At 62.5% G+C, this 12,769-nt stretch carries 11 protein-coding genes and 1 pseudogene; 8 read left to right on the plus strand and 4 right to left on the minus strand.

Going from position 1 to position 12,769, the window contains the following annotated elements; all coding sequences use genetic code 11:
* Positions 1 to 148: 148 nt before the first annotated feature.
* Positions 149 to 955, plus strand: a pseudogene (locus ACS5Q1_RS17590) (MFS transporter); the annotation flags it as partial.
* Between the two features lie 98 nt (positions 956 to 1,053).
* On the opposite strand, the gene ACS5Q1_RS17595 reads toward ACS5Q1_RS17590, so the two are convergent.
* Both ACS5Q1_RS17595 and ACS5Q1_RS17600 read right to left on the minus strand, forming a co-directional pair.
* On the minus strand, positions 1,054 to 2,106 hold the full coding sequence (locus ACS5Q1_RS17595; RefSeq protein WP_473099397.1) for an AbrB family transcriptional regulator: 1,053 nt from the start codon (positions 2,104 to 2,106) through the stop codon (positions 1,054 to 1,056).
* 146 nt (positions 2,107 to 2,252) lie between these two features.
* A complete protein-coding gene (locus ACS5Q1_RS17600) occupies positions 2,253 to 3,218 on the minus strand; it encodes an isocitrate lyase/PEP mutase family protein (RefSeq protein WP_473099398.1) in 966 nt (321 codons plus the stop codon).
* A 224-nt stretch (positions 3,219 to 3,442) separates the two neighbouring features.
* Between ACS5Q1_RS17600 and ACS5Q1_RS17605 the strand changes: the two genes are divergently transcribed.
* The 6 genes from ACS5Q1_RS17605 (at position 3,443) to ACS5Q1_RS17630 (ending at position 9,030) form a co-directional block, all read left to right on the plus strand.
* Positions 3,443 to 3,922: a tripartite tricarboxylate transporter TctB family protein gene (locus ACS5Q1_RS17605; RefSeq protein WP_473099399.1), complete on the plus strand. Its 480-nt coding sequence runs from the start codon at positions 3,443 to 3,445 to the stop codon at positions 3,920 to 3,922.
* A 12-nt stretch (positions 3,923 to 3,934) separates the two neighbouring features.
* On the plus strand, positions 3,935 to 5,461 hold the full coding sequence (locus ACS5Q1_RS17610) for a tripartite tricarboxylate transporter permease (RefSeq protein WP_473099400.1): 1,527 nt from the start codon (positions 3,935 to 3,937) through the stop codon (positions 5,459 to 5,461).
* A 49-nt stretch (positions 5,462 to 5,510) separates the two neighbouring features.
* Positions 5,511 to 6,479: a Bug family tripartite tricarboxylate transporter substrate binding protein gene (locus tag ACS5Q1_RS17615; RefSeq protein WP_473099401.1), complete on the plus strand. Its 969-nt coding sequence runs from the start codon at positions 5,511 to 5,513 to the stop codon at positions 6,477 to 6,479.
* Positions 6,480 to 6,695: 216 nt separating this feature from the next.
* Positions 6,696 to 7,442 (plus strand): GntR family transcriptional regulator, encoded by a 747-nt coding sequence (locus ACS5Q1_RS17620; RefSeq protein ID WP_473099402.1) that lies wholly within the window; start codon positions 6,696 to 6,698, stop codon positions 7,440 to 7,442.
* Positions 7,443 to 7,474: 32 nt separating this feature from the next.
* Positions 7,475 to 7,858 carry an acyl-CoA thioesterase gene (locus ACS5Q1_RS17625; RefSeq protein ID WP_473099403.1) on the plus strand — a complete coding sequence of 128 codons (384 nt, stop codon included), beginning with the start codon at positions 7,475 to 7,477 and terminating at the stop codon, positions 7,856 to 7,858.
* 422 nt (positions 7,859 to 8,280) lie between these two features.
* Positions 8,281 to 9,030 (plus strand): sulfite exporter TauE/SafE family protein, encoded by a 750-nt coding sequence (locus tag ACS5Q1_RS17630; protein WP_473099404.1) that lies wholly within the window; start codon positions 8,281 to 8,283, stop codon positions 9,028 to 9,030.
* Positions 9,031 to 9,059: 29 nt separating this feature from the next.
* On the opposite strand, the gene ACS5Q1_RS17635 is transcribed toward ACS5Q1_RS17630, so the two are convergent.
* A complete protein-coding gene (locus tag ACS5Q1_RS17635) occupies positions 9,060 to 9,680 on the minus strand; it encodes a LysR substrate-binding domain-containing protein (RefSeq protein WP_473099405.1) in 621 nt (206 codons plus the stop codon).
* Between the two features lie 244 nt (positions 9,681 to 9,924).
* On the opposite strand from ACS5Q1_RS17635, the gene ACS5Q1_RS17640 reads away from it, so the two are divergent.
* Complete coding sequence (locus ACS5Q1_RS17640; protein WP_473099406.1) at positions 9,925 to 11,307, plus strand: HTH domain-containing protein; 1,383 nt, start codon at positions 9,925 to 9,927, stop codon at positions 11,305 to 11,307.
* 108 nt (positions 11,308 to 11,415) lie between these two features.
* Here ACS5Q1_RS17640 and hmpA read toward each other — a convergent pair whose 3' ends face one another.
* Positions 11,416 to 12,630 (minus strand): NO-inducible flavohemoprotein, encoded by a 1,215-nt coding sequence (gene hmpA / locus ACS5Q1_RS17645; RefSeq protein WP_473099407.1) that lies wholly within the window; start codon positions 12,628 to 12,630, stop codon positions 11,416 to 11,418.
* Positions 12,631 to 12,769 lie beyond the last annotated feature (139 nt).

Here is a 12,769-nt window from a genome sequence, read left to right on the forward strand (position 1 = left end):
CCATCCAACTCCTGCCAACGCGTTCCCCATATTCCAGACCTCATCGCGATGAAACAGACGCAACGAGCGCCCGCGATCGCAGTCCAGAACGGCAAACATCAACATGTCTCATGAATAGGGTGGGGTAAGCCATACAAGTCAACTTGGACGGGATCTCGGGATCAATGGGGTATGGGGCAATCTCGGTGCGGCCTTCGCTTCAGGAATTACGGCCCTTCTGGCCGCAAGCCTCGGCTGGCGCGCTGCCTTCATTCTTCCCGGACTCGTTTGCCTCTTTGTTGGGATTGCCTTTGTCAGCCTTGTGCCCGGCGACGGGGATAGTCATGGCAACTCCGGCGGTAGCAAAGCCGTAATCCCGGTTGCACGTCCGATGACGCTTTTCCTGCTGTTTGCGACGGCGGTCGTGGCAGGCGGCATGACCTTCAATATCACAACAATCGCACTCCCCAAGATCATCGACGAGCGTGCCGGCGTCTCCCTGCCACTTGTCCTGACCGGATCCCTGGCCACACTCGTGTTCGTCTTCGGAGCGCTGACGCAACTCCTGATGGGGCGCCTCGTCGACAGATATACACTTCCGAGGATCTTCGTCGGGCTCTCTATCCTACAGCCACTTGGGCTTGGCCTCGCCGCTCTGACAACCGGGATTCCCATGCTCGGCGGTCTAGTCCTGGCTATGGCGGCGATTTACGGACAGGTTGTCATCAACGATGCGATGGTCGCCCGTTACGTTCCGGCCCAGTACAGGGCCCGGGCGTTCAGCGTTCGCTACTTCCTTGGGTTCACGACAAGCGGCCTGGCCGTCCCGCTCATCGCGCTCCTTCACGGGATGAGCGGGTTTACCCTCGTCCTGAGCGTGGCAGCCACCTTTGGAACGGTAATCTTCTTTTGCTCCGTCGGATTCCTTCTGGCGGCGCAGCCTTCATCGAAGCCAACCAGCCTGCCAGTTGGCTGATACCGAGTGATGACCTTGGACGGTGATGGAGGATCAGCGCGCCGGACGGATCTTGTGCCGCGTTCGAACCTCCGATCATCAAGGTCTTCTTGTCTCCATCAACCCTTGTGCAATCCGCGATAGAGCGCCGGTGCCACGGCAACGAGGAAAATAGATCGAAAGACATGGCAGCAGACGACGAACGCGACCTCGATGCCCATGGCAAATGCAACGATCGTCATCTCGGCGATGCCACCGGGCGCAAAAGCGAGGAGAAGGGCCGGCACGGACGCATCGACGAATGTCGAGCACAGGACGGCCGCGGCGAGTGCCGCCAACAGCATGATCGCCGTCCACGCGAGTCCCTGGACGACTGATGTGCGGACCTCGTGCCATTGGACACCGGCAAAGCGGGAGCCGGCGACGCAGCCGATGACTACCTGCATGATCGCGACGAGCCAGGGTGGCGGAGGAAGCTGCGTCAAGCCGGTGCCATGGACGATCGCGCTTAGGATCAATGGCACGACCATGACGCCGCCCACCATCTTAAGTGGGCGCCCGATGACATAGCCCAGGGCGGCGCAGCCCAGTAGGACCAGCCAATCAAGCGCGGAAAGGACCTCCGATGCGTGAACAGGGCCTGCTTTCCCGACACCCTCCAAGTCGAAGAGGAGACGAACGGCGAATGGCACGAGGAAGACGACCGTGATGATCCTGGTGGAATGAATGAGAACGAGCTGGCGGATATTGCCCCCGTATTGTGCTCCAAGCAGCGTCAGCTCGCTCAGTCCTCCGGGGGTCGACGCAAAGAAGGCTGTTGTCTTGTCGAAGCCGCAGAAGCGGGTGAAGAACGCCCGGCCGGCCAGGGTGATGAGGACGAGAAACGAGACCAGTGGGAGGACGGCCTCCCACCAATGCAGCATGGAGCGCGCCACCTCAGCGGTGAAGGCGCTTCCGGCCATGACGCCGATGACGGGACGGGCGGCGTTGCGGGCTGCACTCGGCAACTTCCAGTCAAGTCCGGCCACAGCAATGACGGCAGCGGCTGTCAGCGATCCAAGGGTCCATGGCAGCGGGAAGCCCAATTCCCTGAAAAGGACTCCCCCCACGCATCCCGAGACGAAGCCGAGAAGAGCTCGGACTGCAATGGTGCTGCCAAGTGCACTTAACATCCTTGGACAACCGCTCCCCAATTTGGACAGCTTCACGTGGTGGTGCGTTTGTCCACCGCTCTGCCCCGCTACCAATGAGCGGGACTAATCGATTATTCTGACCAAGCGTACCGTATCAAAAGCGCTTGGCTTAGACGGCTTGCGTATCATCGCGGATCATATTCTGCGATCGAAGTGTCATACTTCGCCATTGCCTCAGCGGGCAGGAAGGCGCGTTCGATCTCGACCACGGCAGGAAACCCGGTCAGGCTCAGATAGCCGAAGGTCGAGCGGCCCGTTGCCGCTTCCGATGTCATGAAATCGTTGAATGCATCGGCACCGCGCTGCCTGCAATCGTCCAGGAAACGCTCCATCATGATCTGCGCGACCTTGGCGACTGAGATGTTGTAGGTCGCAACTCCCATTTCGGCATACTCGGCATGCGTGAGGCCTGGGCGGATAGCGCTGGCGTTGATGTAGATGGGCATGCCAGGAAATGCCTCCATGACTTGTCGCATCTCCTCACGGCTCTGGAGAGCTACAACCATCAACATATCGACGCCGGCCTTCAGATAGGCCTCGCAGCGCCGAAGCACCTCGTCGACACTTCCGCCAACGGCCGCCCTGGCGTCCGTGCGGGCGATGACGACCACATCGGGATCGAGACGATCACGCTCCGCTACGGCCGCGCGGTACTTGCCGACAGCCTCGGGGATCGGGATCACCTCAACTCCCGCGGTGAAGCCGCAGCGCTTCGGGAAAACCTGATCTTCCAGGAAGAAACCAGCAACGCCGGCCGTGATGAACTCGTGCACGGCCCGCGTCGTGTTGATGACGTTTCCAAATCCCGTCTCACAGTCCGCGACCACGGGGATCGAGACGGACTGGCAGATGCGCCGGATATTGTCGACAGCTTCCGTCAGCGTCATCAGGCTGGCGTCCGGCAGTCCGAGGATCGTCGCGGCAGCTTGCGAGCCTGAATGGAAGAACAATCGGAAGCCGGCAGCCTCCGCCAACTGTGCATGATGGGGCGTTGCGCCGGAGATCGCGCAAATCGGGTGGGCTTCCTCTCGAAGCTGCCGCCGCAGTTCCGCGCTCATACGGCCTTCGATAACCCTGGGTCTGAGATGCATGGATGACCTCCCTCACATTTAGCGACCACTGCGGCCTGACAACAAGAAATCCAAGTTAGCCGAATATGTCAACACATGGCTGCCATAACGCGTTAAAAACGCGAATTTTAACGGCTAATCTCGATAATGTGTTGACAATTTTATTTGACTCAATAACTTCCGAACAAAGGCTGGCATGACGCTCGAAGGCTGGCCGCAACCAAAAAATGACGGGAGGGAGGACAATGTCGGCACATCGACTACCTGCAACGCTGTTTGGCTCCGCCGTCGTCGCGCTCGGCGTGGCGGTTGTCGTCGCTTCGCAACAGATCAAGACCGGATTCACCTACGACGTGGTCGGGCCGGCCATGTTCTCCAACCTGATCGGCGTTGGCCTCGTCCTGTCCGGCGTCGCAAGCGTGATCAGCGCGCGGCGCGCTTCCCTCGAATATCTGCCCGATCAGCCGAAGCTCAACCTTTGGCCGGTGGGCCTGATCTCGGCAGCCCTGCTGCTGGAGGCTGCCCTGATCTCGCGACTTGGCTGGATCCCGGTCGTGGCAACCGTGTTCGTGGCCGGAACCTACGCTTTCGGCGACCGCCGCATCCTATCGAACGCGGTCATCGGCCTCGTCCTCGCTACCGCGATCCTGCTGACATTCACCCTCGGTCTCGGGATCGATCTGCCGCTCGGGCCGCTGGAACCGCTTTTCCAGCTCGATCAATGAGGGAGCCAAGTGATGGAAACACTTGCATTGCTTGCCCAAGGTTTTGCCGTCGCGCTCACGCCGGACAACATCATCTGGTCCATCATCGGCGTGACCCTCGGGACCGCGATCGGCGTCCTGCCCGGGATCGGTCCCGCGACCACGGTCGCGATCCTGATGCCTTTGACGGTGGGCCTGCCGCCGGTCTCCGCCTTCATCATGTTCGCCGGCATCTACTACGGTGCCCAATACGGCGGCTCGACGACCTCCATCCTGTTGAATACGCCCGGCGAGGCCGGGTCGATGATGACCGCGGTCGACGGCAACGCCATGGCGCGCAGAGGCCGCGGCGCCCAGGCCCTGGCGACTGCCGCGATCGGTTCCTTCGTCGCCGGCACGATCGGGACGATCGGACTAACCTTCGCCGCTCCGCTTCTCGTCGAGATTGCTCTCAAGCTGACGGCACCCGACTACTTCGCCCTGATGGTTCTGTCGCTAGCAACCGTGACAACCATGCTGAGCAACCCAACCGGAGGTGGATCGATCGCCTTCGGGATCGCCTCGCTGTTCTTCGGGCTGCTCCTCGGCACGGTGGGGCTCGATCCCCAGACCGGACAAGCCCGCTTCGCCTTCGGGGTTCCGGAACTGCTCGACGGCATCGATACAGTCGTCGTGGCTGTCGGGCTCTTCGCCATCGGCGAGACCCTCTACATGGCGGCCACCGACAGCGGAAAGGCCGACAGTCTCCACAAACTGCGGGGCTCGTTCTGGATGAGCCGCGAGGACTGGAAGCGGTCTTGGAAGCCGTGGCTGCGCGGCGCGTTCATCGGCTTCCCGATTGGCGCGATCCCCGCGGGTGGCAGCGAGATCCCGACCGTCCTGTCCTACACGCTCGAGAAGAAACTCAGCAAAAAGCCGGAGGAGTTCGGCCTTGGCGCGATCGAGGGCGTGGCCGGTCCCGAGGCCGCCAACAATGCATCGGCGGCCGGCGCCCTGTCGCCGCTGCTGGCGCTGGGCCTTCCCACGTCGAGCACCGCCGCCGTGATGCTCGCGGCCTTCCAGCAATACGGCCTGCGTCCCGGCCCGATGCTGTTCGATACGAACTCCAGCCTGATCTGGGGCCTGATCGCGAGCCTCTATATCGGCAACGTCTTTCTGCTAGTCCTCAACCTGCCCATGGCCGGCGTGTGGGTGCGGCTTTTGTCGCTGCCGAAGCCCTGGCTTTACGGTGGCATCCTCGTGCTGTCGTCCCTCGGCGTCTACAGCCTCAACGGCAACGCGGTCGATCTCGTGATCCTGTGGATCATCGGCATGGTCGGCTTCGTCATGCGGGTCGTCGGGGTGCCGATTGTCCCGTGCGTGCTGGGGCTGATCCTGGGGCCGCTCATCGAGCAGCAGTTGCGTCGCTCGCTGGCCATCAGCCAGGGCGACTGGACCGTGTTTGTCACGCACCCGGTCTCGGCGGTCTTCCTGCTGGTGGCGCTCGCCTTCGTCGCAACCCCGATCATTTCCGGCCTGAGACGGCCAAAGCCCCAATCCGAGGTGGGTATGACCCAATAACACCCCCACCCCGCGATCCCTCAACAATCACTTTCACTGGGAGGACTAGATGAAGACTACTCGACGGACGGCGATCACGGCACTTGCTGCCGGATTCCTTCTAGCGGTTGCGCCCAGCCAGGCGCAGACGATCCGCTCGCTCGATATCACCGTGCCGGGCGGTCCGGGCAGCGGGCTCGACCAGGCGGCGCGCGGGATCGAGGAGGCATTGCGGGCTGAAGGTATCAATAACATCAAGGTCAACAACGTGCCGGGTGGCGGCGGCATGATCGCGATCTCGCAGTTCGTGACCACCAAGGAAGGCAACAAGAATGCCGTCGTCGTGCAGGGCGCGGGCACGGTCTTCTTCCCGCTCACGAACAAGACGCCCGTCACCCTGGCCGATGTCCGTCCCCTCGCCCGGCTTGCGGGCGAGTACGAGGTAATCGCCGTCCGCCAGGATTCCGACGTCAAGGACTTCAAGGACCTGATGGCGCGCTTCAAGGCCAACCCCGGCTCGATCGCCTGGGGCGGCGGCTCGCCCGGGTCGACCGAGAACATCTTCTTTGCCCGTCTCGCCAAGATCGCCGGCATGACGCCGAAGCAGGTCAACTTCATCCCGCACCCGAACACGGGCGAGGTTGTCGTCTCGGCACTCAATGGGCAGGCGACCGTGGTCGGCGGCGGATTGCAGGACTTCAAGACGCAAGTGGAGGCAAAGAAACTGCGGCTGATCGCAGTCGCCTCGCCCGAGCGGCTTCCTGGGGTAGATGCTCCGACGCTGCGTGAACTCGGCTATGACGTAGTGTTTGCGAACTGGCGCGGTGTCTCCGTCCACAAGAGCCTCGATGACAAGTCGGCGAATGCCCTGGCCGACCTGTTCGCCAAGCTCGTCAAGTCAGCGCATTGGAAGAAGATCCTCAATGATCGTGGCTGGCTGGACCTGTATTTGCCCGAACAGCCCTACCAGGCTTTCATCGCGGAGGAGACGCGCCAAGCGAAAGAAATCTTGACCGAACTCGGTCTCGCGACCCAGTGAGGCTTCGCGGCGAGCGGTCCTGGACCGCCCGCCGCCATCGGTTTAAGTGCTCAATTATTCAGGACGGACGGCAGCTATGCCTTTTTGGCAATTGGGTTACTGTCGCCTTGGTCTCTCGGATCGATGTCGAGATGCCATCAGACGCTGCGGCTCTTGTTCGTCCTCGCCTTCGAGCCGATGATGCTCAATGCTGTGGAACGGCAAGGTTGATAAGCTATGAATGGTTCTGAAGATCGCCTGACCTCTGCCACTGACGCCGCGGAAGCGAGCCAGACGCTGGCCGAGCAGCTTTTCCATCGCCTGACGGACGCCATCCTTCAGGGTGAGATCCCGCTCGGGTCGAAAATCAGCGAGCCGGCGCTCGCCCAGCGTTACGGTGTCAGCCGCGGGCCTCTGCGCGAAGCCTTGCACCGGCTGCAAGAGCGCCATTTGATTACCCGCGTTCCGAACCAGGGCCCGCGGGTCGTCGAGGCGACGCCCGAGATGCTGCAATCGATCTATGGGGTGCGCGAGGTGCTTGAGGGCCTTGCCGCCCGGGAGGCGGCGCGGAACATGAGCGCGGAGGACATCGCAGCGCTCGCCGAGGGCGTCCGTCGCCACGAGGCGGAAATCGCCGGGCTTCAGCCGGGCGTTCACAACGCGCTGGGCGCTGCCGACCGGGACTTCCACTTCCGGATCGCGCGGGCGAGCGGAAACCCGCTCCTGATCGAGTATCTGTGCAATCAGTTCTACCCGCTGCTGAGGCTCTATCGTAGCCGCAGCGACAGCATCGCGCTTAGGACTCGCGCACTCGTCGAGCACAAGCGTATTCTTGACGCGATCCAGGACCGGGATCCCGAGCTGGCCGAGATCATGATGCGGCGGCACATCCGAAGCGCTGGGGAACGCAGGGCGGAGGCCATGGCCTTCGCATCTGTTGACCAGCAACCTCGTGTCGGCACGCGGCGCAGATCACGGGCCTAGGTTAGAAACACGCCGGCACTCAAAGGACTCCAATGGAAGGGAACGGCATCAGCAAAGAGCCTGTCATTCGGACCATCGCGATGCCCTCGGATACCAATCCTGCGGGGGATATATTCGGGGGCTGGCTGATGTCGCAGATGGACCTGGCTGCCGGCAACGCCGCAGCCCGGCGGGCCCGCGGCCGCTGCGTGACAGTCGCGGTCGACGGTATGGTCTTTCACACGCCAGTCCATGTCGGTGACGAGGTGTCTGTCTACGCCGACCTGATTTCTACGGGACGCACATCCATGAAGTTCCGGGTCGAGGCCTGGCGCCGCTCCCGCGATGGCGACGAGCAGATCAAGGTGACACAGGCGGTCTTCACGTTCGTTGCCATCGACAGCGGTTCCCGTCCCCGTCCATTGCCGCCCAGGTGAGCCACATAGAGAGATTGGCTTCTGAAGGTCTGCTCGGGATTTGGCAGTGAAATTCCCCGACTTTTCGGAATGTCTGGCGCTCCCAGCGAGAGCAGACAATCGGCGCACGTCAAGGACGTGCCATTCGGAGACCTTACAGGTCCATGATTCATGTTCAATTTTGCGGAAGGCCGTTTATGGAACCGGGCTTCTAATCGAGGGAAGTCGTCAGCTCTTCGAAGACGAAGGCTGGCTATGCACCAGCTTAGAGAAAGCTGCCCCTTCTTTCGCCAAAACCGAAGGATGACTAAAAAACATCCGCATTGCGCCGCATCGACCCGTGCGTAAAGGAGGCGGACGATAGAGCAGCATGATTGTTGGGCTGCTCGGGGTTCCGCGCTGGACTGCGCCTTCGCACTCGAACTTGCAAGCTGGATCGGTTGATGAATGATACGCCGCTTCTGCTGCTCGCCGGCTTGCTCGCGGGCAGCATGAACGCCCTGGCGGGTGGGGGCTCTTTCGTGTCCCTGCCTGCACTGATCGGCGCCGGAGTGCCTTCGGTCAGCGCCAACGCCACCAGCACGGTCGCCTTGTTTCCAGGGGGCCTCGCCAGCACCTGGGTCTATCGGGACGGCCTGACAGGCGTGTGCGGCGTGCCTCTCGTGCCGGTCGCGATCGTCACGCTGGTCGGGGGACTCGTCGGAAGTCTGTTGTTGCTGTGGACGCCAGCCGCCCTGTTCGATCAGGTCCTGCCCTGGCTGCTGCTCGTCGCTACAATGATGCTGGCATTTGGTCGGCAGATCGGGCCAGCGCTTCGCGCGCGCTTTCGGGCCGGCCTTACAACGATCCTAAGCCTGCAATTCCTGCTCGGCGTCTACGGAGGCTATTTCGGCGGTGCAGTCGGGCTGATGATGATGGCGGTTTGGAGCATTCTCGATGGAGCCGAGGTCAAGGCGTTGAACGCGCCGCGCACGTTGATGGTGAGCGCCGCCAACGGCATTGCCGTCCTCGCTTTCATCGTTGCTGGCGCTGTTGCGTGGACGGCCTGCCTCCTGGTGGGGCTCGGTGCTATCGCAGGCGGATGGTGTGGTGCGCATATTGGGCGGATCCTGCCTCCCAAGGTTATTCGGGCAGGAACGCTGTTGCTGGCCGCTGGCACCACGATGGCGTTCTTCATGCGGGCATATGTTTGATCCTGCTCCCTCTCTTGAGAACGGGCGGCCTAAGGACCGCTCGCACGGGCGGCGTCCTTTCGAATTTGTCGATCCGCGTAGATTTCCTCGATCAAACGCCTCAGCCAAGTCGTTGCCGGATCGGTCGCCATCTGCCTGTGCATGATCAAGGATATCGGCATGGACCGGAGAGCAAGTGGCGCCTTTACCAAACGCACCTCACTGTTCCCATCGAGAAGCAAGCCAATGCTGTCGGCACAATGCGTGATCAGATCCGATCCCCGCAGAACCCAAGGTATGACCAGGTAATTAGGGATCGTCGCCGCGACATGTCGTTGAAGCCCTATCTCGCGGAGTGCCTTGTCCACCAAACCTTCCGATAGACCGTCGGCAGAAATCTGAAGGTGCGTGGCCTCCAGATATCTCTCAAGGGTCAAAGGTCCACGAAGGAGTTCGCTGCCGCTCCATATCGCACAGACCAAGTCGTCCCGGCCGACTTCAGACACCGTCAGATTCTGGTCGTGCCGGTCGAAATTGGGGATGATCGCACAATCCAGTTTCCTCGTGAGCACCAGCCGACCGACCTCCTCCTTCGAAGTGGGCAATATATTGAGGGTGGCATGCGGGGCCTCGGCCCGAAAGCGCTGGCTCTTTGACAGACCTGTCGTCATCCACACCCGTCATGGCCGCCCATGTTGCGGCCATCCACGTCTTGGGAACATCAACATGGATAAAACGTGGATGCTCGGGAAATTTCCGGGGACGAGGCCCGGGGATGACGGCGAGGGATGCGGCGCTTGTTTTGCTCGCCGCAAGAGCGCCCTTACCCGACAGCGCCTCCCACGCTCTCATCACCCACAGGGCATTGCGATCCTGCTGTCACGATCTGACAGCATCTCATGCTAAGTTCAGCCTGTGTCCCGCGTCGAACGTCTTTTCGATCTTTTGCAAATCCTCCGCCATCACCGCCGCCCGGTGAGCGGGGCGGTGCTGGCGCGTGAGGCGGGGATTTCGCTGCGCACGCTTTATCGGGACATCGCCTCGCTCCAGGCCCTGGGCGCGCAGATCGAGGGCGAGCCGGGGCTCGGCTATGTGCTAAAGCCCGGCTTCCTGCTCCCTCCCTTGATGTTCTCCGCCCAGGAGATCGAGGCACTGGCGCTCGGCCTGCAATGGGTCGGGCGGCGCACCGATGAGGAGATGGGACAGGCGGCCCGCAACGTCATGGCCAAAGTCGCCGCGGTCCTTCCCGCCGATCTTCGCGAGCGCATGGAGGACGATGCCATGGTCGTCGGTCACGGCTGGGATCGTCCGCAGGTGGTCGATCTCGCGCTTCTGCGGCGCGCGCTGAACGAGGGCCGAAAACTGTCCCTCACCTATACCGACGAGAAGGGTGCACGCACCGCGCGGATCGTCTGGCCCGTGTCGCTCGGCTTCTTCGAGACGACCCGCGTGCTGGTGGCCTGGTGCGAGCTGCGTGAAGGCTTCCGGCACTTCCGCGCCGACCGGATCGAGGCGGCGGAGATCCTGCCCGAGCGCCTGCCCCGGCCCCGCCGGCAGCTCATGAAGGAATGGCAGAAAACGCTACTGCCAGAATCTGACAGCACCATGCGCTATTCCGTCTCCCGTTCACACAACACCAGGGAGACACCCATGAGCACACAAACCATGAGCGCAGACCTCGTCTTCTATACCCATCCGCAATCGCGCAGCGCCATCGTGCACTGGATGCTGGAAGAGATCGGCCGTCCCTACACCCTCAAGGTGCTGGACTTCACGACCACGATGAAGGCGCCGGACTATCTCGCCATCAATCCCATGGGCAAGGTGCCGGCGATCACGCACGGCAAGACCGTCGTGACCGAGGTCGCCGCCATCTGCGCCTATCTGGCCGATGCCTTCCCCGAGGCAGGCCTCGCGCCCGAGCCGCGGCATCGCGGCGATTACTACCGCTGGCTCTTCTTCACCGCCTCCTGCCTGGAGCCCGCCGTCTCCAACCACGCCAGCGGCTGGGATCCCGCGTCCGACATGGAAGGCAGCTTCGGCTACGGCTCCTATGTGCGCGTGCTGGACACCCTCTCCGCCTGGCTGAAGGACAGGACCTATGTGGCTGGCGATCACTTCACCGCCGCCGATGTCGTGCTCGCCAGCCACCTGCAATGGGGCATGATGACAGGCATGATCGAGAAGCGCGCCGCCTTCGAGATCTACAGCGAAAGACACGTCCATCGCCCCGCAGCGAAACGGGCGCACGAGCAGGCCGAGACGCTGACAGCGCAGCAGGCGTGGAAAGCGGCTTAAGAACACCCTGAATAGCTCGGAGACTTCACCTCCGAAACGCAAAAAGCCCCGCCGGCTTAACCGGCGGGGCGTTTTAGCGCATCGTGCGGAACCGGAGAATCCGGGCGACTACGCCGCCGCGAGGATCTCGTCCGCGGGCCCGAAGAACTCGTAGTGGATGCGGTCCGACCGGACGCCTGCGAGAGCCAGGCCGCCCACGAAGGCACGCAGGAAGGGGCGTGGACCGCACAGATAGTAATCGGCCTCGGTGAGCGGCGTGTTGGCCTCGAGCCATTCCACGCTGATCACTCCCGGATGGTCGAAGTCCTCTCCGGGCCGGTCCTCCGGTCGCGGCTCGACATAGAAGGTCGCAGCGTTGATGTTGGGATGGGCCTGCGCCAGGAACCGGACGCGCTCCTTCATCGCATGGGTCGCGCCGTTCAGGGTGCCGTGCACGTAATGGACCGCGACCTTGGGATGCTGGACCGAAATCGTCTCCAGCATGCTCATCATCGGAGTCAGCCCGACGCCGCCGCTCAGGAGCACCACGGGCCGAGGCGATTCCTCGTTGAGGAAGAACTCACCGGCGGGCGGCGCCACCTTCAGGATCTGCCCGACTTCGGCCGTATCATGTAGCCAGTTGGACGCGATGCCCTGCGGCTCGCGCTTGACCGAGATCCGGTACGTCTCGTCGCTCGGCGCGCTGGAGATGCTGTAGTTCCGCTTGAGCGGATGCCGGCCCGGGACGTCGATCCAGAACGTCAGGTATTGGCCGGGCTGATGGCGCAGGACGGGCTTCCCGTCCTCTGGCCGCAACACGAATGAGGTGATGATCTCGCTTTCCTTCCGCTTGCTCTCGATCCGGAAATTGCGCCAGCCGTTCCAGCCGCCCGGGGCATTGGCCAGGCTGGTGTAGATCGCCTTCTCGCGCCCGATCAGCACATGGGCCAGGAACCAGTAGGCCTCGCCCCAGGCGGCTAGGATCTCGTCGGTGGCGGCATCGCCGAGCACGTCCTTGATCGCCCCGAGCAGCGCATCGGCCACGTAAGGGTAGTGCTCGGGCAGGATGCTCAGCCCCACATGCTTCTGCGCGATCCGCTCCACGGCGGGAGCCAGGGCACCGAGATTGTCGATGTTCTGGGCATAGGCCAGGACGGCGCTCGCCAGCGCCTTGGGCTGGGATCCGGTCTCGCCATGGTGCGACTGGTTGAAGAGATCGCGGATCGCCTCGTTCTGGAACATGCGCTCGTACATGCGCTTCGTGATCGCCAGTCCGTGCTCCTGAAGCGCGGGCACGGTGGCCTTCACGAGATGGATGGTGGTATCGCTCAATTGGTTCGTCATGTTATCACCCCTGTGGCAATGTCACGGGAAGGCGGGCGGGATATCCCGCTCCTGACCATCGCCGATGCGTACGCCTTCGGAGGACGGCGGGACACTCAGGTGATCTCCTTAGGCCGCCATGTCTGCGCTCTTGCGGCAG

The organism is Microvirga sp. GN3, from assembly GCF_055792825.1.